A 24431-nucleotide genomic window follows, 5' to 3' on the forward strand; every position below is an offset into this window, starting at 1 on the left:
GGCGGCCGCGGATGGTTCCATCCGGCCGCAACTCCCTCTATAAGCCGCCTTCGTTGTCCCGGTTTCAAGGATCCGCCGTTTGTTTCGTTTCTTCCGCTCGACGGAAAACCAGCGCCTCGTTGCGAGGTTGATCCGGGAATCCTTTTACCAGCACAGGTTTGGCTACGGCGCCGCGATCTTGTCGATGCTTGTGGTGGCCGCCACGACCGGCGCCAGCGCCTGGATTCTCAAAGAGATCACCGACGAATTCGTGGTCTTCAAGCGGATTGACCGCGTCAACCTGATTGCGGCGGGGGTTGCCACGATCTTCATCCTCAAGGGTCTCGCCAACTTCATCCAGGCCTATTTCATGAGCCGGGTCGGCAACGCCATCATCGCCGATCGCCAGCGCAAGATCTACGACCGCATCCTGGCGCAAGGCATCGAATTCTACCATTCGACCTCGTCGTCCGACCTGATCACACGCATGACCAACAATGCGCAGGCTGCGCGCAACGTGCTCGACCTCGTTGTCACGTCCTATGTGCGCGACCTGTTGTCGCTGGTTGTCCTGGTAGGGGTCATGGTCTGGCAGCAGCCAGCCTTGTCCATAATCTGCTTTGTCGTCGGCCCCTTGGCTATCTACGGGGTCAACCGCATCCTCAAACGTGTTCGCAAGTTCGCCGCGATGGAGTTTCGCTCGGTCGGCCAGATCGTGCAGGTGATGCAGGAAACGGCAATCGGCGTGCGCGTCGTCAAATCCTTCAACCTCGAAGGCGCAATGCGCAACCGCATGTACAAGGCCGTGTCGGACGTCGAGAACCGGGCCAACAACATCGCGACGCTGGAGGCTGCGACAAGCCCGGTGATGGAGACGCTGGCCGGACTGGCAATTGCCGGGGCCATCTTCGTCAGCGGCTTCCTGGTCTTGCAAGGCGGCCAGATGCCTGGAAACATCATGGCCTTCATCGGGGCGCTGCTGTTTGCCTATGAGCCGGCAAAGCGCCTTGCGCGCGTGCGCATATCGCTGGAAAGCGGCATTGTCGGCGTGCGCATGATGTTCGAGCTCGCCGACCAGCCGCTGACTCTGGTAGAGAAGCCCGACGCGAAGCCGCTTCTGGCCGGACCGGGCGAGATCCGGTTCGACGCGGTCGACTTCGCTTATCAGAACGGGCCGCCGGTGCTGGACAGGTTCGATCTGACGCTTGCGCCCGGCAAGATGACGGCGCTGGTCGGGCCTTCCGGCGGCGGCAAGTCGACGATTCTAAACCTGATCATGCGCATGTACGACCCGAAGAGCGGCAAGGTGCTGTTCGATGGTCAGGATATTTCCCATGCGACGCTCGCATCGCTGCGGGAAAAGATCGCCTATGTCAGCCAGGACACGTTCCTGTTTGCCGGCACCATCATGCACAACATCCGGCTTGGGCGCGAGGGTGCGACCGACGAAGAGGTGATCGCCGCCGCCAAGGCGGCCAACGCCCATGACTTCATCAGCGCGCAGGCGAAAGGCTACGAGACGGATGTCGGCGAGAATGGCGGCCTGCTGTCGGGCGGCCAACGCCAACGGATCTCGATCGCACGCGCCATGCTGCGCAATGCCGAGATCCTGCTTCTGGACGAAGCGACCAGCGCGCTCGATGCCGAATCGGAAGCACTGTTCCGCGACGCGCTGCAGCAATTGACGGAAGGCCGCACGACGATCGTTATCGCGCACCGTCTGTCGACCGTGCACCAGGCTGACACGATCGTGGTGCTCGAAGCCGGCAAGGTGGTGGAAAGCGGCCCGCACAAGACCTTGCTCAAGCAGGGCGGGCTCTACCAGAAGCTTTATGAGTATCAGTTGATGCCGTGATGGTGTTCCGGATGTTGGAGCCAGACGCCCTCATACGGCCCTTCGGGCCACCTTCTCCCCGAGGGGAGAAGAGATCGTCAGCGCCGGCGCCAGCCTCTTCTCCCCTGCGGGGAGAAGGTGGCCGCGTAGCGGCCGGATGAGGGGGCCTGGGCGCGAACCTTATTCCGGCACAAACCTGACCGCGCCCTTGGCCGCGCTGGTCGCCATCGCGGCATAGGCGCGCAAGGCGGTCGTCACCTTGCGCTTGCGCTTTTCCTCGGGCTTCCAGGCCAGGGCGCCCCTGGCCTCCATAGCAGCACGGCGCGCTGCCAGTTCGGCATCGTCGACAGCCAGGCGGATGCTGCGGTTGGGGATGTCGATCTCGATCGTATCGCCCTCCTGCACCAGCCCGATCAGCCCGCCTTCGGCGGCTTCCGGCGATGCGTGGCCGATCGACAGGCCCGAGGTGCCGCCGGAGAAGCGGCCGTCGGTGACCAGAGCGCAGGCCTTGCCGAGCCCTTTCGACTTCAGATAGCTGGTTGGATAAAGCATTTCCTGCATGCCTGGGCCGCCGCGCGGCCCTTCATAGCGGATGACGACCACATCGCCGGCCTTGATCTCGTTCGACAGGATCGCCTTGACGCTGGAATCCTGGCTTTCGAACACGCGGGCCGGGCCGGTGAACTTCAGGATCGATTCATCGACGCCGGCCGTCTTCACGATGCAGCCGTCGAGAGCCAGATTGCCTTTCAGCACAGCGAGGCCGCCATCCTTGGAAAAGGGATGTTCGGTCGAGCGGATGACGCCTTTCTCGCGGTCGAGATCGAGTTCGTCCCAGCGGCGGTCCTGGCTGAAAGCGACCTGTGTCGGCACGCCACCAGGGGCGGCGAGGAAGAAATCGCGCACACTCTGGCTGGTCGTGCGGGAAATATCCCAATGGTCGAGCGCTTCGCCCAGCGTTCGCGTGTGCACCGTCGGCAGGTCGCGGTTGAGCAGGCCGGCATTGTCGAGCTGGCCGAGGATGGCCATGATGCCGCCGGCGCGGTGGACGTCTTCCATGTGCACGTCGGACTTGGCCGGAGCAACCTTGCACAGCACCGGCACCTTGCGCGACAGCGCGTCGATGTCGTCCTGATCGAAATCGATTTCGCCCTCATGCGCGGCGGCGAGAATGTGCAGCACGGTGTTGGTCGAGCCGCCCATGGCGATGTCGAGCGTCATGGCGTTCTCGAACGCACCTTTGGAGGCGATGTTGCGTGGCAGCGCGGTTTCGTCGTCCTGCTCGTAATAGCGCTGGGCGAGATCGACGATCAGGTGGCCGGCCTCGACGAACAGCCGCTTGCGGTCGGCATGCGTGGCCAGCGTCGAGCCGTTGCCGGGCAATGAAAGGCCCAGCGCCTCGGTCAGGCAATTCATCGAATTGGCGGTGAACATGCCCGAGCAGGAGCCGCAGGTCGGGCAGGCCGAGCGCTCGATGACCTTGACGTCCTCGTCGGAAATTCTGTCGTCGGCCGCCGCCACCATGGCATCGACCAGGTCGAGAGCCTGCGTCTTGCCGGCGAGCACCACCTTGCCAGCTTCCATCGGACCGCCGGAAACGAAGACGGTAGGGATGTTGAGGCGCAACGAGGCCATCAGCATGCCGGGCGTGATCTTGTCGCAATTGGAGATGCAGACCATGGCATCGGCACAGTGAGCGTTGACCATGTACTCGACCGAGTCGGCGATCAATTCGCGCGACGGCAGCGAATAGAGCATGCCGTCATGGCCCATGGCGATGCCGTCGTCGACGGCGATGGTGTTGAATTCCTTGGCGACGCCGCCGGCCTTCTCGATCTCGCGCGCGACCAACTGGCCGAGATCCTTCAGATGGACATGGCCCGGCACGAACTGGGTGAAGGAGTTGACCACCGCGATGATCGGCTTGCCGAAATCGCTGTCCTTCATGCCGGTGGCGCGCCAGAGGCCGCGAGCGCCGGCCATGTTGCGGCCATGGGTGGTGGTGCGGGAGCGATAGGCAGGCATGTTTTTTCCTTGGTGGCTGGCCGCAGCCAGGCATGGCGCGGCGGAGCTGAATTCGGACCGCAGGCGTTATAGACGCGCAAGCCCGGTCTGGCCACAATTTTGCAATGCGCCAGATTCTCTCAAAAAAAATGCGTGGCACTGTCGGATGGCGCACTGCATGCCCGTCCTTGGGCAGACGGCATGGAAATGGCACCGCGTTCGGAGTCAGCCGTTTCGCCGTAACGCAACCAAAACCACCCGAGGAGCACGACATGCAAAAGATCACCACCTGCCTGTGGTTCGACGGCCAGGCCGAAGAGGCCATGAATTTCTACGTCTCCATCTTCAAGAATTCGAAGGTGCTGAGCGTAATGCGCTGGCCCGAAGGCCACGCCGATGAAGGCAAGGTGCTGGTGACCACGTTCGAACTCGACGGGGTGCAGTTCCAGGCGCTCAATGGTGGACCGCAATTCAAGCACACCGAGGCGATGTCGCAGTCGATCGACTGCAAGACGCAGGAAGAGGTGGATTACTTCTGGGACAAGCTCATCGAAGGTGGCGGCCAACCGTCGCAATGCAGCTGGCTGAAGGATAAATTCGGCGTCTCCTGGCAGGTTGTGCCGGAGCAGCTGCCGCGCCTGCTGCTGGATCCGGACCGGGCCAAGGCCGGCCGCGTGATGTCGGCGATGATGCAGATGAGCAAGATCGACATCGCCAAGATCGAGGAAGCCGCTAGAGGATAGTCAAGGGTCGCGCCGCCCCTCATCTGCCCTTCGAGCACCTTCTCCCCGTGAACGGAGAGAAGGAAAAACTGGCGCCTACGCCGCTCTGTCGCGGACCTGATAGTCCTTGATCGTGGCAAACCTGATCGCCTTCCAGCGTTCCGCTTCGTAGTTCAGCGAGAAAGCGTGCTGGGCGAGGAACACCGGATCATTGTCGAGGTCGCGGGCGATGTCGCCGCGATGCGCCTCGATGAAGCGAAGCGTCTCGGCCTTGTCGTCGGCCGAGATCCAGCGACACACCGAGAAGCGCGACATTTCGAATTCGACCGGCAGCGTGTATTCGAAGTTCAGCCGTTCCTTCAGCACGTCGAGCTGCAGCGCGCCGACGACCCCGACGATGGCCGGCGAGCCATCCTCGGGCGAAAACAGCTGCACGACGCCCTCCTCTGCCATCTGGTGCAGCGCTTCCTTGAGTTTTTTCGCCTTCATCGCGTCGCCGAGGCGAACGCGGCGCAGGATTTCCGGTGCGAAATTCGGCACGCCGCGGAACAGGATTTCCTCGCCCTCGGTCAGCGTATCGCCAATACGCAGCGTGCCGTGGTTGGGAATGCCGACGACATCGCCGGCGAACGCCTCGTCGGCGGTGACGCGGGTGCGGGCAAAGAAGAACTGCGGCGCCGACAGCGACATCGGTTTTCCCGTGCGCACCAGCTTGGCCTTCATGCCGCGCTCGAGCTTGCCCGAACAGACGCGGACGAAGGCGATGCGGTCGCGGTGATTGGGATCCATGTTGGCCTGGATCTTGAAGACGAAGGACGTCATCTTCTCCTCGGTCGCCTCGACCTTGCGGGTATCGGCCTCCTGCGCGCGCGGCGGCGGTCCAAAAGCGCCAAGCGCCTCGATCAGGTCGCGGACGCCGTAGTTGCGCAGCGCCGAGCCGAAATAGACCGGCGTCAGATGACCCTCGCGGAAGGCCTCGATATCAAGGGGTCTGCACGCTTCCCGCGCGAGCTCCAGTTCCTCGATGAAGGCCTCGCGCTCGTTTTCCGGCAGCAGGCCGGCGACGCGGTTGGAATCGGGACCATTGACCGGCGTGCGTTCTTTCTCCGCGTCGCCCCTGCGCACGGCATTCAGCGCCAGATGATAGGTGCCGGCAAAATTCTTGCCGCGGCCGATCGGCCAGGTGACGGGGGCAGTATCCAGCGCCAGCTTCTGCTCGATCTCGTCCAAAATCTCGAACGGATCGCGGCTTTCGCGGTCCATCTTGTTGATGAAGGTGATGATCGGAATGTCGCGCAGCCGGCAGACTTCGAACAGCTTCAGTGTGCGCGGCTCGATGCCCTTGGCGGCATCGATGACCATGACCGCCGAGTCGACCGCCGACAGCGTGCGGTAGGTGTCGTCGGCGAAATCCTCGTGGCCGGGCGTGTCGAGCAGGTTGAAGACATTGTCTTCATACTCGAAGGTCATCACCGAGGTGACGACCGAGATGCCGCGCTCACGCTCGATCTTCATCCAGTCGGACCGCGTCTGAATCTTGTCCTTCTTGGCCTTGACCTCGCCGGCAAGCTGGATGGCGCCGCCGAACAGCAGCAGCTTTTCGGTGAGCGTGGTCTTGCCGGCGTCCGGGTGCGCGATGATCGCGAAGGTGCGGCGGCGCGCCACTTCTTCTTCTATTGCTTCGGGCATTCTCTGGGATTTCCGTGTGACAGGCCGGGCTTCTAGCAGCGCAGTGCCGGGCTGTCGACCGGTCCGACGGCTCGGAAGCTGCTGATCGCCGCCTCACCGTCAGAGCATACAGCTCAGCCGTGCTGTGGCTCCGGCCAGTGCATTGCCGCATATTTTGCGCTGCGCGATGTTGGCAAGCGGCTGCCGGGATGGCACTGGACGAACATCCCTCCGGATGGCGAGGCAGAGGAGCAAGCATGACTGCGGCGAAACAAGTGATCGTCATCGGCGCCGGCATCATCGGCGCCTCCATCGCCTGGCATCTGAGCAAGGCGGGAGCACAGGTCACGGTCATTTCCGACAGCCCCGTCGGTGGAATCGCCACCCCAAACTCGTTTGCCTGGATCAATGCCAGCTGGGGCAATCCGGAGCCCTATTTCCGGCTGCGCACCCGCGCGATGGCCGAATGGTCGCGGCTGGCGCAGGACCTACCCGGCCTGCCGCTCAGCTGGTGCGGTGGCCTGTGCTGGGATCTGTCGGCCACCGACATGGAAATCTACGCCACGGAGCATTCCGCCTGGGGCTACGGCATCGAACGCGTCGACCGCGCCGGTGCCGCGCGCATCGAGCCCAATCTCGCCGAGCTTCCCGACTTTGCCCTGCATGTGGCTGAGGAAGGTGTCGCAGAGCCCGTGGCCGCCGCCCATGCCCTATTGGCAGGCGCGAAGCGACATGGCGCGAAGACCATCTCCAGCACGGTGACGGCCCTGGTCCAGACCGGCGGCAGGATCACCGGTGTCGACACTTCGCACGGATTGATTGCATCAGACGAGGTGGTGGTCGCGGCCGGCGTCGGCTCGCCGGAGATCGCCGCGACCGCCGGGATCAACCTGCCGATCGAAACGCCGCCCGGCCTGATCGTCCACTCACGGCCTTACAAAAAGCTGCTCAACGGTCTGGTTCTGGCCGAGCGGCTGCACATGCGCCAGACGGCGGAAGGCCGCATCATCGCCGGCTCGGATTTTGGCGGCGCCGATCCGGGTATGAATGCCGAAGCCACCGCCCACGCGCTGTTTGCGGCCATGAAAGCCATGCTGCGCGACAGCGACGGGTTGGAACTCGATTTCCACACGGTCGGCTACCGGCCGACGCCGATCGACGGCTTTCCGATCATCGGCCGCGCGGTGGGCATGGACGGTGTCTATGTCGCGGTCATGCATTCCGGCATCACGCTGGCGCCGGCCGTCGGCCTGTTCGCCACAAGGGAAATCCTCGACGGCGAGCGCGACCCGCTGCTTGCGCCTTATGGATTGTCGCGCTTCGCTCAATAGGCGGGCGGACGGCGAAAGCCGCCGGTGAGTGGTTCGATTGCCTTGGCGATGCCGAGCAGCCGTGACTCCGACCAGCGTTTGCCGACCAGTTGCAGGCCGATCGGCAGGCCGGTGCTGTCCTGTCCGCACGGCATGGAAAGCGCTGGATGGCCGCTGTAGTTGAACACGGCGCCATAGGCCGGCAGCATCCAGTAGCTCTGCTCCTTGCCGTCGACCTTGATCGGCGTGCCCGGCTCGCAATGCGGGAAGGCGGTGGTCATGGCGACCGGGCAGATCAACGCGTCGTAGGCCTCGAAAAACCGGTCCCAGGCGAGAATGGATTTGTCGCGGCGGGCGAGTGCCTCGAACCAGCGCGAGACCGGTGTCGGTTCCTCCGGCGGCTCAGGCTGAGCGGCCTCCAGCATCATGCCGATCAGCGCGCCGCCCTGCTCCAGATCGTCATGCAGGTCGAGTTTCGGCAGTTTTGCTTCTTCGACGACCGCTCCTGCGGATTGTAACTGCCTTGCGAGACTTTCGACCGCGGCGCTGACGTCGCCCGCCACTGGAAACCCGGGAAAGAACGGCGCGAAGGCAATGCGCAATGTCTTGAGGTCGAGGCTTGGCATATCCTCGACCGGCACCGGCGCAAGATCGGTGTCGCTTCCATTAGGACCGGCAATGATTTGATAGATCAGCGCCAAATCTTCCACACTGCGCGCCAGCGGCCCAAGGCAGGACATCAGCCGCACGCTGCGCGCAGTACCGCCGGGATCGGGAAAGACGCCGGCCAGCGAGACGCGGTGCTCCGTCGGCTTCAGGCCATAGACACCGCAGAAACTGGCCGGCAGCCGGATTGAGTCCTGCATGTCGGTGCCGACATCGAACGGCGTCATCCCCGAGCAAAGTGCAGCCGCCGCGCCGCCGCTGGAACCGCCCGCCGTGCGCTGGAGATTCCAGGGATTGCTGGTGCGACCAAACAGCGGATTGTTCGACTGCCAGTCCGAAAGCATGGTCGCGACATTGGTCTTGGCCATCAGCACGCCGCCAGCCGCACGCAAGCGGGCGACGACCGGACTGTCCTGTTTGGCGACATAGTCGGCAAAGGGCGGAAAGCCGACCGTGGTCTTCATGCCTGCTGTTTCGTGCGTGTCCTTCAGCGTGAACGGTACGCCGTGCAACGGGCCGAGGGCCTCGCCGCGCGCCTGGGCCGCGTCGGCCTTCTTGGCGCACTCGCGAGCCCCTTCCCTGTCGAGCGAGATGACGGCGTTGACCGCATCGTTGTGCGCATCGATCTGCGCCAGGTGCGCGTCGAGTGCCTCGACGGCGGAGATCTTCCGCGCGGCGATGGCGGTGGCCAGCTCGATGGTTGAGGAAAAGACGAGGTCCATTGACAATGCTCCGGCTTGGCCGCGTTCGCCTGATCGGATGGCGGACAGCGGCGCTGCTTCAAATGGAGTTGAGCATTCGAGGATTGGCTGCGTTTGATCGAAATTGTGCAGACTGGACTGTCCAAGTCTGCACTCTACGGCGCCCCCCTCTGTCCTGCCGGACATCTCCCCCACAGGTGGGGAGATTGGATGTCACGACAGCTTTCGCCAATCTCGGACGTTGCAAGGAATAGCGCGGCAGTCGCAGGTGCCAATCTCCCCCGTGTGGGGGAGATGTCCGGCAGGACAGAGGGGGGGCTGTCCCGCGGCGTTGCCGCACTTTTGCAACTAGACGGCCAGTGCCAGCCTGGCCGATGCGGGTGCGAAAGGGCGAATGACCATGCCATCGCCAGTGATCGTCACAAAACTCGACGGCGGGATCGCCTGCCAGTCGCCGCCCTCGCGGTCGAACGGCTCGGAAACGATGCAGCGGCCGCCGCCCTTGCGCAGGACAGACGTGTAGAGCGTCGGTGCGTGAGCGTCGGTGGCGTAGCGCACCGCATGCAGCGCCTGCCCGTCGGAGAAGGCGGCGGTGAGTTTCAGCGCCGGTTCGAGGCCGGCGCGGCGCGAGGCTTCGAGCACGCGGCTGGTGGCGCGGGAGACGGCGCCTTGCGGATCGCCGGTCAATCCCTCGTCGATCATCAGCAGGAAAAACAATTCGGAATCGGTGGTGCCTTCGCGCTGGTCGAAGACAGCGTCGGACAGCGAATTCTCCAGCGCGCGGCGGATTTTTTCGAAGCCGCCGATCTGGCCGTTGTGCATGAACGACCAAGAGCTGGAGATGAACGGATGGCAATTCATGCGGCTGGTGGCGCCGCCGGTGGACGCCCGCACATGGGCGAGGAACAGGCCGGATTTGATCTGCCGGCACAGGCTCTTCAGATTGGGATCCGACCATGCCGGCAGGATGTCTCGGTAGAGACCCGGCTCCGGGCGGTCGCCATACCAGGCAAGGCCAAAACCGTCACCATTGGTCGGCGATTTCGCTTCCTGGGCGCAATGGCTCTGGGCGATCAGCGAGTGACAGGGCGCGGTGAGCATGTCTTCGAGAAAGACTGCTTCACCGAGATAGGCCGCCCACCGGCACATCGCTTCTGTCGCCCTCTAGGCGCGATCCATAAGAGCCGCAGGCTCCTTGATCGCGTGTGTGCCTCTGTTGTGCGTCCGCTCGTAAAGCTCACGAACGATTCGGCTGGCGGTAGTCTCAAACAGAAATGGCAAGAAAGCGTGAACGAGCGCGGCGCCAGCCGCCATCAGCAGCCGCGACGAGAACCAGCCGGCAAAGGCCATATGAGTGAAATAGGTTTCGCCGACCTTGGCCGGATGAGAGGTGAAAATCCATGCGACCGACATGCTGGTCCCCTTCAGCGCTTGAAGTTCCTGATATGAGTATCCTGACACGCTTCGCCGGTTCATCGGTCTCAAAATATCCTTGTATTTGACCCGTTGATGGGACAAACATCCCACATGGCGTTGGAAATCGACGAAATCGACCGGAAATTGCTTGCCGAATTGCAACGCGACGGCACGCTGTCGGTCGACCAGCTGTCGGAACGGGTGGCGCTGTCGCGCAATGCCTGCTGGCGCCGGGTGAAGCGGCTGGAGGAGGATGGCGTCATCACCGGCCGCGTGGCGCTGGTCGATGCCGAAAAGCTCGGACTTGGCCTTTCCGTCTTCATCCTGATCCGCACGTCCAACCACGACCCGGAGTGGCTGCAGAAATTCCGCGCGGCAGTGACCGGCTTTCCCGAGATCACCGGCGTCTACCGCATGTCGGGCGACCTCGACTATGTCTTGCGCGCCCGCGTCGCCGACGTGAAGGCCTATGACCGGCTCTACCAGCGGCTGATCGCCAAGGTGGCGCTGTCGGATGTGTCCGCGTCCTTCGTGATGGAGGAGATCAAGGAGACCACCGTCGTTCCGATGGAACTGCGCTGAGGTCACAGTGCCGCCCAAAAGAAAGCCGTTGATAGAATTACAGTCGAGTTGACCGAATCGCCGTTCGCGCCGATAGGATCGATTTTATGCGCGCAGCCCTTCAAACTCCCTCCGTCATCGGTCCGACCGTCGGCTTCGTCAGGTTGCCGCATGCTGAAGGACTTCCCCTTCCTGCTTATGAAAGCACCGGTGCTGCCGGCATGGATCTGCGCGCCGCGGTGCCCGACGACCGGCCGCTGCTGATCCTGCCTGGCAAGCGTACTTTGGTGCCGACCGGGCTGATCCTGGAAATTCCGGAAGGCATGGAGGGCCAGGTGCGGCCGCGCTCCGGACTTGCTTTCAAGCACGGCCTGACCGTCCTCAACACGCCCGGCACCATCGACAGCGATTATCGCGGCGAGGTGAAGGTGCTGCTGATCAATCTCGGCGACGAGGACTTCGCGGTGACGCGCGGCATGCGCATCGCCCAGATCGTTTTTGCCGCGGTGACGCAAGCCGCCGTGGAAGAGCGCAACCTAGCTGGCGGCACGGCGCGCGGCGCGGGCGGGTTCGGGTCGACCGGCACCGCCTGATGCCTGAACTGCCTAAACTTGTCATCTTCGACTGCGACGGGATCCTGGTCGACACCGAGAACCTCGCCAATCGGCGCCTCGCCGAATGGCTGACCGCTGCCGGCTATCCGACAAGCTTCGAATATTGCCGCAAGAATTTCTCCGGCCGCAGCATGGCGTCGGTGCAGAAAGAGATCGAAGCAGAGACCAGCGGCAGGCTCGGCGTCGATTTCGTCGATCGCTGGAACGCCGGCCTGCCGGATCTGTTTGCCCACGGCGTCGAAGCGATCCCCTACGTCCGCGAGTTCGTCGAAGCCGTGCGTTCAGCCGGTATCGCGTATTGCGTCGCCACCTCGGCCCGAGTGTCGAAGATGCACATCACGCTCGGCCAGACCGGGCTGTTGCCGCTGTTCGAACACGCGATGTTTTCCTCGACCATGGTCAGCCGTGGCAAGCCGTTCCCGGACCTGTTCCTGCATGCGGCCAAGACCATGGGCTTCGCGCCCGCCGACTGCATCGTCATCGAGGACAGCGTCGCCGGCACGCAGGCCGGGATCGCCGCCGGCATGCGGGTGTTTTCCTATCATGCCGATCCCTATTCCGACCGCGCCGGCCTGATCCAGGCCGGCGGCATCCTGTTCGACGACATGCGCGAGCTGGCCGGGCTGGTGCCGATCCACTAAGCTGATCTTCAGCCTGCGGCTGTACGCCTCGATCGTCCGTGCTAGCTTGGCCCCGCCAATTCGAGGCCACGCATGAAACCCGCCCTGTTCCGCTTCTTCCTTACCTTGACGCTGCTGCCGTTTTTGTGGACTGCGGCCGGCGCGCAAGCCGTCGGCTTCCCGGAACTCGGCAGTGCTTTGCCCGGCCGCACGGATGCCACCTATCTCGACCTCGCGAGGATGGTCATTCCAGATCTCGCCGCGGACCAGGACGGCTTCTACAGGGGCGGGTTACCGATCGAGATGCGACATATCGAGCGACCGGACGGCGGCGGTTCGCCGCCCGAAACTTCGGGCTTTTCCAATGCCGCGGTGCTTGCGATCAAGGCCGGCGGCAAGGACCGGCTGGCCATGCTGTTCGACCTCGGTGACTCTCCCGACAGCGCCGAAGGCTATGCGGTGCTGGCGCTCTACGACGTCACGGCCAAGCCAAAATTGCTCGACGCCGTCAATGTCGCGCTCGACCGCGGCACCTACTTCCGCGAACCGGGCAAGCTTTCGGTCAGCGCCAACGATGACGTCCTGATCACCATGAGCGCGCATTTCAACTCGAGCCAGAACTATGTGATCACGCCGCTGATCATGGTCCGCGACGACAAATTCGAACTGATCGACATGATCTATACGTTCGACGAAAACCTGTGCGCCTACAGCCGCAAGCAGGATGTAGCTTTTCAGGCCATCGCGGAGGGGAAGTCCTATGCTGCCATCAAAGTGACGGTGACCGATGCCACGGTGCTCAACGGCGAAAGCTGCGACGACACTCCGCCCCGACCAGAGTCCCACGCGATTTCCGTCATCTATCACTGGGACAAGAAGACATCGCGCTACATCAAGGATTCCGACACGCTGGACAAATTGGCAGGAGAGAACGCCAAACGCTTCTGAACCAACCGCATTCGTTTGCCCGGCCAAATGGGGCAGGATAAAATCCACTTAGCCACACCGCATATGGGGGTACTACCATGGACAAGGGCAAGATCTTCCGCGACCTGCATGCCTCGACCTTCGTCATGCCCAATCCCTGGGATATCGGCACGACGAAGCTGCTCGGCTCGTTCGGCTTCACGGCGCTGGCGACAACCAGCGCCGGCTTTGCCTTTTCGCGCGGCTTGCCGGACGGCGCGGTGACCTTCGACCAGATGATCCACCATTGCCGCGAGGTGTCGGGGGCGACCAGCCTGCCGGTCTCGGCCGACCTCGAGAAAGGCAAGGGCGACAGCGCCGAGCAGGCCGCCGAAACCATCTTCGCGGCCGAAGCGGCCGGTCTTGCCGGCTGCTCGATCGAAGACCACACCGGCGACCCCGACAAGCCAATCTATGATTTCGCGCACGCTGTCGAGCGCGTTGCGGCGGCGGTGGAGGCGGCGCGGGCGCTGAAGCGCGATTTCGTCTTCACGGCGCGGGCCGAGAATTTCCTGTGGGGCAAGTCCGACCTCGACGATACCATCAAGCGGCTGCAGGCGTTCGAGAAGGCCGGCGCCGACGTGCTCTATGCGCCAGGCATCGGCGACGTCGAGATGATCCGCACGCTCTGCTCGGCGGTCAGCAAGCCGGTCAATGTCATGGCAAAGCCTGGCTTCACCATCGCCGACCTCGCCATGGCCGGCGTCAAGCGCATCTCGCTCGGGCCGTGGCTGACCAATTTCGCCTATGGCATGCTGGAAACGGCGGCACGCGAGATCCAGCAGGACGGCACCTTCGGCTTCACCCGCGCCGCCATGCCGTTCGGCAAATTGCAGGCCCTCTTCGGCAAGTCTTCAGCTTGAACGGGGCCCATCGCATGACGCTGACCGTCGTCGACATGCATACAGGCGGCGAGCCGCTCAGGATCGTCACCGGCGGCTATCCCGGTATTCCCAAGGGCACGATCCTAGAAAAGCGCGCCTATGTGCGCGACCATCTCGATCATCTCAGGAAAATCCTGATGTTCGAGCCGCGCGGCCATTACGACATGTATGGCGCCTTGCTGGTCGAGCCGGACCTGCCCGGCGCCGACCTCGCCGTGCTGTTCATGCACAATGAGGGTTACTCGACGATGTGCGGCCACGCCATCGTCGCGCTCGGCCGCTACGCCGTAGATGAGGGATTGGTGGCGAAACAGGAACCAATCACGACAGTCAATATCGAGGCGCCGTGCGGGCTGGTCGTCGCCTCGGTCGAGGTCAGGGACGGCAAGGCCGGTGCGGTGTCGTTCGAAAGCGTGCCGGCCTTCCTGTTCGCCGGCGGGCAGACGATAGAGCTGGCGGGTCATGGCACGATCGGCTTCGACGTCGCCTATGGCGGCGCCTTCTACGCGCTGGCCGATTGTCACCAATTCGGGCTTGAATTCGGCAGAAGCCGGGTGCGCGATTTCGTCGATGCGGCAACCGCGCTGACGGACAGGCTCAAGGCCGAATTGCCGCTGTCGCATCCCGACCATGCCGACCTTGCCTTCCTCTACGGCACCATCCTGACCGATGGCCGCGACGCGTTTTCCAGCGAGGTGACTAAGAACATCTGCGTCTTCGCCGAGGCCGAGGTCGACCGCTCGCCGACCGGCTCCGGCGTGACCGCGCGGTTGGCGGCCATGCATGCCAAGGGCGAGATCGCGATCGGGCAGACACGCATGTTCGAGAGCATCGCCGGCTCGCGTTTTTCCGGGTCCGTGGTGCGGACGGCGAAGGCTGGCCCGCACGAGGCGATCATCGCCCGCGTCGGCGGCCGCGCCTACTATTCCGGGCGGGCCGAGTTCATTGTCGAGGCCGACGACGAACTGGGACGCGGTTTCCTGTTGCGCTGACGAAAATGCTCAGCCGCGTGAGGAGCGAGCCACTTCCCGCACCGAAATCGCCTTGTGCAGATGCACCATCATGGCGGCGGCGAAGAGCGGCGTCACCAGATTGAGCAGCGGCACGGCGAGGAAGGCAGCGATGAGCAGGCCGGCGAGAAACACCGTGCCGGCATAGTGTCTGCGCAAGGCTCTGGCCTCTTCTTCGTCGCGAAAGCGCATGGCAGCGAATTCGAAGAACTCGCGCCCGAGCAGATAGCCGTTGACGATGAAGAAGGCGGCGATGTTGACGCCCGGCACCAAGAGAAGCAGCAGGGCGACGATGTTGCCAAGAATGACGACGCCGAGAAATCGCATCGATAGCACCAGCGAGCGCAGCGCTGGCATGGCGCGGCCGGATGGATCGCCGGGATAGTCGGTGCGCTCGACCACCTCGGCGATATCGTCGAGGAACAGGCCGGCGACAACAGCCGTTACCGGCGCGATGAGCAACGCCATACCGAAGGCAAGCGCTATTGCCGCGATGATGCCGCCCAGCCAGCCGGCCCAGGACGGCATGCCGGGCAACAGCGTCTGCAACCATGGCAGGGCCAGCCACTCGACAAGGCTGGTCAGACCGAACCACAGCGCCACCAGCGCCAGCAGGGTCAAGCCCAGCGTCTTGAGGAACACGGCACGAAACGGAGGCGAGAGCAGCTCAAGGGCCGCAGTGCGGGCAGCGTCGAAAATCACCGTGCTTCAACCAAGGGTTAGCGGATACCGCCGAAAGACGGACGCCCCCGAGATAAGCAGTGCAGGTCGCCAGCACAAGCGGCGGGCGCCTACCGCGCAAGCGCCGGCCTGCGAACCGGGATGGCCATGGCAGCGACCCCAGCCACGACAAACGCCATGCCCAGCCATGCCGTCGAACCAAGGCTTTCACCGAGGAAGACGGCGCCGATGCCGACGCCGATCGGCACGCGCAGATAGGCCTGCGAAGTGGTGCCGACCGAGCCCAGCGTGTGGATGAGGCGGAAATAGATGACGAAAGCCAGTGCGGTCGAAAACACCGACAGGCCGAGCAAGGCCAGGATCGATGCGGTCGACGGCGCCAGCGTCCACGGCTGGTCGAACACAAGACTGAGCGGCACCAGGATGATTGCGCCGCACAGCATCGATCCGGCGGCCGGCAGCATCGGGTCGAGGCCCTTGAAGCCACGGCCGAAAATGGCCGCACCGGCATAGCAGATTGTCGCTGCGACGATGGCAAGCTGCGCCCACAATTGGTGACCGATGCCATCAAGCGCCTGGGTTCCGATGATCAGGCATATTCCAGCTATACCGGCGCCGACGCCAATCAGCTTGCGCACCGTGACCGGCTCATGGCGGGTGATGAGCGCGGTGAACAGGAAGGTGAAGATCGGTGAGGTCGCGTTCAGGATGGTGGCGAGGCCTGCATCGACCGAGCGCTCGGCCGCGGCGATCAGGGTGAACGGTATGACGCTGTTGAGGCATGCCTGGAAGGCAAAGCGGCGCCAGCTTGCCGCATCGCCAGGCATGGCGAGCCCGCGCCAGCGGATGATGGCAAACAGGATGCCACCGGCGATCAGGGTGCGGGCGGCAATGAAGGTGACCGGCGGGATTGTCTCGACGCCGATCTTGATGAAGGTGTATGAGGCGCCCCAAAGCACTGCCAGCACGGCGAGCAGTGCCAGGTCGGTGGTCATGTCGTTTTTTGCAGACTCGTTCTTTGTCGGCATGTTCTTTGTAGACATGGGGGGCTGGCTCGCCTTTGTAACGGGATCGGCTGAGCCAGGCTTGTAAGCGGTGCGGCAATGAAATGCTTCGGCCACGGTCGAATTGTCATAGCGCCTCGCGGCTGGTGCGGCGCCGCACGCCTTCCCAAGGCGGGGATGCTCATCGCCGCCACGCTGGCGGCGACAGAAAATCGGTTGCCAATTTTCGGGCTCATGCTGTAGACCCGCCCGGGCGTGGCAAGAAGCCGGCTCGGGTTTTTGGCGGAGATTTTGATGCCGGATTATGACGTGCTTTGCATCGGCAATGCCATTGTCGACATCATCGCCCAGTGCGACGAGGAATTCCTCGACACCAACGGCATCATCAAGGGCGCGATGAACCTCATCGATACAGAGCGCGCCGAACTGCTCTACAGCCGCATGGGCCCGGCGATCGAAGCCTCCGGCGGCAGCGCCGGCAACACGGCGGCCGGCGTCGCCAGCTTCGGCGGCCGCGCCGCCTTCTTCGGCAAGGTCTCCAGCGATGCGCTCGGCGAAATCTACGCCCACGACATCCATGCGCAGGGTGTCGCCTTCGACACCAGGCCGCTCAAGGGCGAGCCGCCGACAGCGCGCTCGATGATCTTCGTCACCCCCGACGGCGAGCGCTCGATGAACACCTATCTCGGCGCCTGCGTCGAGCTTGGCCCTGAGGATGTCGAGGCCGACAAGGCGTCCGGTGCCAAGGTCACCTATTTCGAAGGCTATCTGTGGGATCCGCCGCGCGCCAAGGAAGCGATCCGGCAGACGGCCAAGCTGGCGCACGCGGCGGGCCGCGAAGTCTCCATGACACTGTCGGATTCGTTCTGCGTCGACCGCTACCGAGACGAGTTCCTCGACCTGATGCGTTCGGGCACGGTCGATATCGTCTTTGCCAACAGCCACGAGATCAAGTCGCTCTACCAGACATCGTCGTTCGACGAAGCGCTGGCGCAGATCCGCAAGGATTGCCGGATCGCCGCCGTCACCCGCTCGGAAAAGGGCTCGGTCATCGTGCGCGGCGACGAGACCGTGGTCATCAAGGCGACCGCCATCAAGGAACTGGTCGACACGACAGGCGCCGGCGATCTCTATGCCGCCGGCTTCCTGCATGGTTACACGCAAGGCCGCGACCTGCAGACCTGCGGCGACCTTGGCTCACTGGCGGCCGGATTGGTGATCCAGCAGATCGGCCCCAGGCCGCGGCAGAATTTGCGTCGCGAGGCCGAGCAGGCGGGGTTACTGTAACCCTAAAGCCCGGCGCTTGTGCCGTAGGCGGCCGGTCGCGCCGCTGCCCTTCGCAGGCTCAGGGCGTTCGAAGCTCGAAAAGCCAAGCAATTGGCTTTTCGTCCGCTGCGCGGACCGCTTCTCACCGTCGCGCGGCTGTCATACATCGCACCTACACGCAATCTGGGCGTCCCGCGACTGACATTTCGGTGCGCCCTCAGTCAGTTGGGGTGTCAAGAAATGCTGGACAGCATGCTGTCGGGCGGCCGGATTCGTTGCCGCCGCGATTTCCGTTTTCCGCACTAGAAATTCAACAATCGGCCGCAGCTGAGGGGAGCGCGCGGCCAAAAGACAGATGCATGAACAGATTTCAGATCCAGGGCCTCAAACAGGACGACTTCGCGGAGATGGTCGCGGAGGACGTCGAGCGCGCGCTTGCGCACTATGACGAGGCCATCAACAAGCCCACCATGGTCTCGGTCGGCAAGATCGCCGGCAGCATAGCGTCCGCCGTCACCTTGCTGTCACCGAAGCACCAGCGCGCCATCGACGCCATCCATGCCGACCTGCCCGGCCTGGCCTCGAAATTCGTGCGCGCGCTGGCGGCGGAAGCCGCGCGCCGCAGCGAAGCCGGTATAGCCGGCGTAATCAATCCGCCGACGACCCCGTTGGCCGATGTCGAGCCTCCTTCGCTGCCAAAGTCCGACGATCTCGAATCGATGCTGATCGAGGACTGGGCGGGCCGCGTCGCCGGCTCGACCTATCTGGAAGAGAATTTGCGTATCGCCCGCTCGACCCTGCATCGCTGGCAACGGCGGGGCGAGGTCATCGCCTTGCGCAAGGGCGGCCGCAAACATGTCTTCCCGCTGGCGCAGTTCGTCGATGGACGGCCGGTTGCGGGCATTCGCGACGTGCTGTCGCTGATCACCAATCCAAGGCTCGCATGGCTGTGGCTGACGCGGCCCTCGGCGCAGCTCGACGGCCGCATTCCCGTCGACCTGCTTCGGCAGGATCAGGTCGACGAGGTGATCGAAGCCGCGCGCGTATTCGCGCCGGGCTGAACGCCTCGCAGACTCACCGCTAAGGCTCGCCGCTCAAGTCCCCGCCGTATACGCCGCGATCGCCGCCATGTTGACGATGTCCGAGTCCTTGGCGTTGAGCGACACGATCTGAACTGGCTTGTTCAAGCCGACCAGCAGCGGGCCGATGACCGTGGAGCCGCCGAGTTCCTGCAGCATCTTGGTCGAGATCGAGGCCGAGTGGAACGCCGGCATGATCAGCACATTGGCCGGGCCGGTCAACCTTATGAACGGATATTGCGCCATGGCCCGCGCATTGAGCGCCACGTCGGCGGCCATTTCGCCGTCATATTCGAAATCGACGCGGCGCTTGTCGAGGATGCGCACCGCTTCCTGGACGCGCTCGGAGCGCTCGCCCTGCGGATGGCCGAAGGTCGAATAGGCGAGCATGGCGAGCCTCGGCTCATAGCCCATGCGGCGGGCAAAGCCCGCGGCCTCCTCGGCGATGTCGGCGATCTGCTCGGCGTTCGGCATGTCGTGCACGGCGGTGTCGGCGACGAGCACGGTCTTGCCCCGCGCCAGCACGATCGAGACGCCGATGACGCGGTGGCCGGGCTTGGCGTCGATGACGCGGCGGATGTCGTCGAGTGCGGTGGAATAGTTGCGGGTCACACCCGTGACGATGCCGTCGGCGTCGCCCAGCGCCACCATGCAGGCGGCAAAATGGTTGCGGTCGTTGTTGATCAGCCGCTGGCAGTCGCGGAACAGGAAGCCTTTGCGCTGCATGCGCTCGTAGAGATAGTCGGTGTAGATGCCGTTGCGGCGCGACAGGCGGGCGTTGATGATCTCGATGCCTTGCTTGTTGAGGTCGATGCCGGCGTGCTTGGCGTTTTCCTTGATGACGTCGTCGCGTCCGAGCAGGATGGCGGTGCCGAGCCGCTGGTTCACATAGGAGACGGCGGCGCGCATGACCTGCTCCTCCTCGCCCTCGGCGAAGACGATGCGCTTGGGCTGGCGGCGCACGCGGTCGTAGATGCGCTGCAGGGTCGATGCGATCGGGTCGCGGCGGGCCGACAGTTCCTGCGCGTAACGATCGAGATCGAGGATCGGCTTGCGGGCGACGCCGGAATCCATCGCCGCCTTGGCCACCGCAATCGGGATGGCCGAGATCAGGCGCGGGTCGAACGGCACCGGGATGATGTAGTTGGGGCCGAATTTCGGCCGGTTGCCCTGATAGGCGGCGGCGACGTCGTCGGGCACATCCTGGCGTGCCAATGCCGCCAGCGCCTGCGCGGCGGCGATCTTCATGTCGTCATTGATGGTGGTTGCCCTGACATCCAGCGCGCCGCGGAAGATGTAGGGGAAGCCGAGCACGTTGTTGACCTGGTTGGGGTAATCAGAACGCCCTGTGGCCATGATGGCGTCGGTGCGGATTTCGGCGACCTCCTCCGGCGTGATTTCCGGATCGGGATTGGCCATGGCGAAGATGATCGGGTTCTTGGCCATCGACTGCACCATGGCGGTGGTCAGCGCGCCCTTGGCGGAGAGGCCGAGGAAGACGTCGGCGCCGTCGAGCGCCTCGGCGAGGCTGCGCGCCTCGGTCTTGACCGCATGCGCCGACTTCCACTGGTTCATGCCTTCGGTGCGGCCCTGGAACACCACACCCTTGGTGTCGCACAAAGTGATGTTTTCGGGGGCAAAACCCATCGCCTTCATCAGCTCGATACAGGCGATGCCGGCTGCACCGGCGCCGTTGCAGACCATTTTTGTGGTCTTCATGTCGCGGCCGGTGATTTCCAGCGCGTTGATCAGGCCGGCGGCCGAGATGATCGCAGTGCCGTGCTGGTCGTCATGGAAGACCGGGATGTCCATCAATTCGCGCAGGCGCTGCTCGATGATGAAGCATTCCGGCGCCTTGATGTCCTCGAGATTGATGCCGCCGAAAGAGGGCCCGAGGAAACGCACACAGTTGATGAACTCGTCGGCGTCCTCGGTATCGACCTCGAGGTCGATGGAATCGACATCGGCGAAGCGCTTGAACAGCACCGCCTTGCCCTCCATCACCGGCTTGGAGGCCAGCGCGCCGAGATTGCCAAGGCCGAGAATGGCGGTGCCGTTGGAGATGACGGCGACCATATTGCCGCGCGTCGTGTAGTCGAAGGCGCGCGAGGGGTCTTCGGCGATGGCCAGAACAGGAACCGCGACGCCAGGCGAATAGGCGAGGCTGAGGTCGCGTTGCGTCGCCATCGGCTTGGTGGCAACGACCTCCAGCTTGCCGGGGCGACCCATGGCGTGGAATTCGAGCGCTTCCTGCGCACTGACGGACGGACCGTTGTTCTCGGTTTTCCTGGCCATGATGTTCTTGATTTCCTCACCGGTGCAGCACCTCGTTGAAGCGGGTGCTTTGTGTCGGACCGAATTAAGACCACGCGCCGCCGCGTGTAAACCGCCAGCGCGCTGGAATCGCCGTCCGCATCGGCAATTGCGGACAAGCTGCCGTCCCGTCGTCCCCTGTTTTTCGAAGCTCTGGCATTAAACCGCATCATCACATCTGCTAGCGTGCCGCGCATGAACATGCACAGCCCGAACGAGCCAGACGCCCCCGAGGCGATGACGCCGGTGCCGACCGCCCACGCCGGCGCCACGCCGATGATCGAGCAATTCATCGAGATCAAGGCGGCGAACCCCGATTCGCTGCTGTTCTATCGCATGGGCGATTTCTACGAGCTGTTCTTCGACGATGCCGAGAAGGCGAGCCGGGCGTTGGGCATCGTGCTGACCAAACGCGGCAAGTATCAAGGGCTCGACATTCCGATGTGCGGCGTGCCGGTGCATGCCGCCGACGATTATCTGCAAAAGCTGATCGGCCAGGGTTTCCGCGTTGCCGTCTGCGAACAGATCGAGGATCCGGCCGAGGCCAAGAAACGCGGCGGCAAATCGGTGGTGCGCCGCGACGTGGTGCGGCTGGTGACACCGGGCACCATCACCGAGGACAAATTGCTGGCGCCGTCGGAATCGAGTTTCCTGATGGCGCTGGGGCGGGTGAAAGGCGGAGCGGACCACTCCTTTGCGCTGGCCTGGATCGACATCTCGACCGGCGCCTTCCGCGTCACCGACACCACCGCCGACCGGCTTTTGGCCGACATTTTCCGCGTCGATCCGCGCGAGCTGATCGTCGCCGAGCCGGTGTTCCATGATCCGGAGCTGAAGCCGGTGTTCGACGTGCTCGGCCGCGTCGCCAGCCCGCAACCGCCGTCGCTGTTTGATTCGGCCTCGGCCACGGGACGCATCGCCCGTTTCTTCGATGTGGCGACGCCGGATAGCTTTGGCGCCTTTTCGCGCGCCGAGCTATCGGCGATCTCGGGCGCCATCGCCTATGTCGAGAAGACGCAGAAAGCCGAGCGTCCGCCGCTGTCGCGGCCGGAGCGCGAGGAGCAGGGATCGACCCTGTTCATCGACCCGGCAACACGCGGCAATCTCGAACTCTTACGCACGCTGTCGGGCAGCCGCGAAGGCTCGCTGTTCAAGGCGATCGACCGCACGGTCACCGGCGGCGGCGCAAGGCTGCTCGCCGACCGGCTGATGGCGCCGCTGACCGACCCGGTGGCGATCGGCGGCAGGCTGGACTCGGTTTCGTTCTTCCGTTCCGAGACCCGGCTCTGCCAGGCGGTGCGGTCGAGCCTGAAGAGCGTCGCCGACATGCCGCGCGCGCTGTCTAGGCTGGCGCTCAACCGGGGCGGGCCGCGCGACCTCGGCGCGCTGCGCGCCGCCTTCGAGGCGGCAGGCGCGATCGCCGAGATTTTCGCGGCGACCGCCCTGCCGCAGGAATTGACGGCCGCACTCGCCGCCATCCATGCACTGCCCCAAGCGCTTTCGCAGCATCTGACGCAGGCGCTCGGCGACGAGCTGCCGCTGCTCAAGCGTGACGGCGGCTTCGTGCGCGGCGGCTACCATGCCGATCTCGACGAGATGCGGGCGCTGCGCGATGAGTCGCGCAAAGTGATCGCCGGGCTGGAGCGCTCGCTGATCGACGAGACCGGCATCCGCTCGCTGAAGATCCGCCACAACAATGTGCTTGGCTACTACATCGAGGTGACCGCCAATCACCACGCGATCATGACCGGCAGCGACGGCGCCAAGGCGCGCTTCATCCACCGCCAGACCATGGCAAACGCCATGCGCTTCACCACGACCGAGCTTGCCGAACTCGAGACCAAGATCGCCAATGCCGCCGACCGGGCGCTCAGCATCGAGCTTGCCGCCTTCGACGCGCTGACGGCGGAAGCGGTCGGCGAAGCGGAGAAGATCCGCGCCGGTGCGGACGCGCTGGCCGTGCTCGATGTCTCGGCGGCACTTGCGCTTCTCTCGGAAAGCGAAGCCTGGTGCCGGCCGGTGGTGGATTCGAGCCTTGCTTTCGACATTTTGGGGGGCCGGCATCCGGTGGTCGAGCAGGCCTTGCGCCGTTCGGGCGAAGGCCCGTTCGTCGCCAATGATTGCGACCTGTCGCCGGAGGGCAGCGCCAAGAATGGCGCGATCTGGCTTCTGACCGGCCCCAATATGGGCGGCAAGTCGACGTTCCTCAGGCAGAACGCACTGATCGCCATCCTCGCCCAGACCGGCTCGTTCGTGCCGGCGACATCGGCCCATATCGGCGTCGTCGACCGGCTGTTCTCGCGTGTCGGCGCCTCGGACGATCTGGCGCGCGGCCGCTCGACCTTCATGGTCGAGATGGTCGAGACGGCGGCGATCCTCAACCAGGCCGGCGAACGCGCGCTGGTGATCCTCGACGAGATCGGCCGCGGCACCGCCACTTTCGACGGCCTGTCGATCGCCTGGGCGGCGGTCGAATACCTGCACGAGAAGAACCGCTGCCGGGCGATCTTCGCTACTCACTTTCACGAAATGACCTCGCTGGCCGGCAAGCTGGCGCGGCTCTCCAACGTCACCATGCGGGTCAAGGAATGGGAAAACGACGTCGTCTTCCTGCACGAGGTCGGCAAGGGTGCCGCCGACCGCTCCTACGGCGTGCAGGTGGCGCGGCTGGCCGGCCTGCCGGAGGCGGTGGTCGACCGGGCTAAGGAAGTGCTGCATCAGCTCGAAGAAGGCGAAGTCTCCGGCAAGACCAACCGGCTGGTGGATGACCTGCCGCTGTTTTCGGTGGCGGTGAAGCGCGAAGCGCCAAAGCCGGCGAAAAACGATGCGCTCGGCGACGCGCTCGGCGCGATCAATCCCGACGAGATGACGCCGCGCGAGGCGCTGGAGGCGCTTTACCGGCTTAAGGGACTGGCGTAGCCAGTAAAGGTCGGCGGGACAGCACCCCCCTCTGCCCTACCGGGCATCTCCCCCGCAAGGGGGGAGATCGGACGTCACCTTGGCTTTCGCCAATCACCATGCAAGGAGAGCGGAGCGCGGAAGCTGCCTATCTCCCCCCTGTTTGGACCGGAGACATCGCGAACAGGTGTGCGAGGACATCGCGAACAGTTTGGCGTGCTTTGCGCCGGGAGGT

At 64.1% G+C, this 24431-nt stretch carries 20 protein-coding genes; 12 read left to right on the forward strand and 8 right to left on the reverse strand.

Going from position 1 to position 24431, the window contains the following annotated elements:
* Positions 1-79: 79 nt before the first annotated feature.
* Positions 80-1834: an ABC transporter ATP-binding protein gene (locus NKI99_RS10910; RefSeq protein WP_128363991.1), complete on the forward strand. Its 1755-nt coding sequence runs from the start codon at positions 80-82 to the stop codon at positions 1832-1834.
* Between the two features lie 159 nt (positions 1835-1993).
* Here the strand turns inward: NKI99_RS10910 and ilvD are convergent, their stop codons facing one another.
* Positions 1994-3838, reverse strand: a complete 1845-nt coding sequence (ilvD, locus tag NKI99_RS10915) for a dihydroxy-acid dehydratase (protein ID WP_023811662.1) — start codon at positions 3836-3838, stop codon at positions 1994-1996.
* Between the two features lie 251 nt (positions 3839-4089).
* On the opposite strand from ilvD, the gene NKI99_RS10920 reads away from it, so the two are divergent.
* Positions 4090-4560 (forward strand): VOC family protein, encoded by a 471-nt coding sequence (locus tag NKI99_RS10920; protein ID WP_027039696.1) that lies wholly within the window; start codon positions 4090-4092, stop codon positions 4558-4560.
* 75 nt (positions 4561-4635) lie between these two features.
* Here NKI99_RS10920 and NKI99_RS10925 read toward each other — a convergent pair whose 3' ends face one another.
* Positions 4636-6228: a peptide chain release factor 3 gene (locus NKI99_RS10925; protein WP_352439722.1), complete on the reverse strand. Its 1593-nt coding sequence runs from the start codon at positions 6226-6228 to the stop codon at positions 4636-4638.
* A 236-nt stretch (positions 6229-6464) separates the two neighbouring features.
* On the opposite strand from NKI99_RS10925, the gene NKI99_RS10930 reads away from it, so the two are divergent.
* Positions 6465-7538: an NAD(P)/FAD-dependent oxidoreductase gene (locus NKI99_RS10930; protein WP_352610814.1), complete on the forward strand. Its 1074-nt coding sequence runs from the start codon at positions 6465-6467 to the stop codon at positions 7536-7538.
* Here NKI99_RS10930 and NKI99_RS10935 read toward each other — a convergent pair.
* From NKI99_RS10935 to NKI99_RS10945, 3 genes are all read right to left on the reverse strand, one after another.
* On the reverse strand, positions 7532-8905 hold the full coding sequence (locus NKI99_RS10935; RefSeq protein ID WP_352610815.1) for an amidase: 1374 nt from the start codon (positions 8903-8905) through the stop codon (positions 7532-7534). The two genes, NKI99_RS10930 and NKI99_RS10935, sit on opposite strands and share 7 nt — an antisense overlap.
* A gap of 327 nt (positions 8906-9232) precedes the next feature.
* Positions 9233-10033, reverse strand: coding sequence for a class II glutamine amidotransferase (locus tag NKI99_RS10940; protein ID WP_023811655.1), 801 nt, complete (start codon positions 10031-10033; stop codon positions 9233-9235).
* Positions 10034-10048: 15 nt separating this feature from the next.
* Positions 10049-10297: a DUF6356 family protein gene (locus tag NKI99_RS10945; RefSeq protein ID WP_352610825.1), complete on the reverse strand. Its 249-nt coding sequence runs from the start codon at positions 10295-10297 to the stop codon at positions 10049-10051.
* 114 nt (positions 10298-10411) lie between these two features.
* On the opposite strand from NKI99_RS10945, the gene NKI99_RS10950 reads away from it, so the two are divergent.
* The 6 genes from NKI99_RS10950 to NKI99_RS10975 all read left to right on the forward strand — a co-directional run bounded on the left by NKI99_RS10950 (position 10412) and on the right by NKI99_RS10975 (position 14937).
* Positions 10412-10882, forward strand: coding sequence for an Lrp/AsnC family transcriptional regulator (locus NKI99_RS10950; protein ID WP_023811653.1), 471 nt, complete (start codon positions 10412-10414; stop codon positions 10880-10882).
* Positions 10883-10968: 86 nt separating this feature from the next.
* Positions 10969-11454, forward strand: coding sequence for a dUTP diphosphatase (gene dut / locus NKI99_RS10955; protein ID WP_128304825.1), 486 nt, complete (start codon positions 10969-10971; stop codon positions 11452-11454).
* Positions 11454-12116, forward strand: coding sequence for an HAD family hydrolase (locus tag NKI99_RS10960; protein WP_352610816.1), 663 nt, complete (start codon positions 11454-11456; stop codon positions 12114-12116). Before dut ends, NKI99_RS10960 begins: the two co-directional genes overlap by 1 nt.
* A 72-nt stretch (positions 12117-12188) precedes the next feature.
* On the forward strand, positions 12189-13043 hold the full coding sequence (locus tag NKI99_RS10965) for a hypothetical protein (RefSeq protein ID WP_352439725.1): 855 nt from the start codon (positions 12189-12191) through the stop codon (positions 13041-13043).
* A 77-nt stretch (positions 13044-13120) separates the two neighbouring features.
* Complete coding sequence (locus tag NKI99_RS10970) at positions 13121-13924, forward strand: isocitrate lyase/PEP mutase family protein (protein ID WP_352439726.1); 804 nt, start codon at positions 13121-13123, stop codon at positions 13922-13924.
* A gap of 14 nt (positions 13925-13938) precedes the next feature.
* On the forward strand, positions 13939-14937 hold the full coding sequence (locus NKI99_RS10975) for a proline racemase family protein (protein ID WP_352439727.1): 999 nt from the start codon (positions 13939-13941) through the stop codon (positions 14935-14937).
* A gap of 9 nt (positions 14938-14946) precedes the next feature.
* On the opposite strand, the gene NKI99_RS10980 is transcribed toward NKI99_RS10975, so the two are convergent.
* Complete coding sequence (locus NKI99_RS10980; RefSeq protein WP_352439728.1) at positions 14947-15657, reverse strand: sulfate transporter family protein; 711 nt, start codon at positions 15655-15657, stop codon at positions 14947-14949.
* Positions 15658-15746: 89 nt separating this feature from the next.
* The gene (locus NKI99_RS10985) at positions 15747-16631 is read right to left on the reverse strand and encodes an EamA family transporter (RefSeq protein ID WP_352610817.1); all 885 of its coding nucleotides are present in this window, start codon (positions 16629-16631) and stop codon (positions 15747-15749) included.
* Between the two features lie 303 nt (positions 16632-16934).
* Between NKI99_RS10985 and NKI99_RS10990 the strand changes: the two genes are divergently transcribed.
* Positions 16935-17927 (forward strand): adenosine kinase, encoded by a 993-nt coding sequence (locus NKI99_RS10990; protein WP_352610818.1) that lies wholly within the window; start codon positions 16935-16937, stop codon positions 17925-17927.
* 338 nt (positions 17928-18265) lie between these two features.
* Complete coding sequence (locus NKI99_RS10995; RefSeq protein ID WP_352610819.1) at positions 18266-18967, forward strand: antitoxin Xre/MbcA/ParS-like domain-containing protein; 702 nt, start codon at positions 18266-18268, stop codon at positions 18965-18967.
* A 33-nt stretch (positions 18968-19000) separates the two neighbouring features.
* On the opposite strand, the gene NKI99_RS11000 is transcribed toward NKI99_RS10995, so the two are convergent.
* A complete protein-coding gene (locus NKI99_RS11000) occupies positions 19001-21280 on the reverse strand; it encodes an NADP-dependent malic enzyme (RefSeq protein ID WP_023811643.1) in 2280 nt (759 codons plus the stop codon).
* Between the two features lie 213 nt (positions 21281-21493).
* Between NKI99_RS11000 and mutS the strand changes: the two genes are divergently transcribed.
* Positions 21494-24217 (forward strand): DNA mismatch repair protein MutS, encoded by a 2724-nt coding sequence (gene mutS, locus NKI99_RS11005; RefSeq protein ID WP_352610820.1) that lies wholly within the window; start codon positions 21494-21496, stop codon positions 24215-24217.
* The last annotated feature ends 214 nt before the right edge of the window (positions 24218-24431 follow it).

The sequence above is a fragment of the Mesorhizobium sp. M0239 genome, assembly GCF_040321815.1.
In the GTDB taxonomy this organism is placed as follows: domain Bacteria; phylum Pseudomonadota; class Alphaproteobacteria; order Rhizobiales; family Rhizobiaceae; genus Mesorhizobium.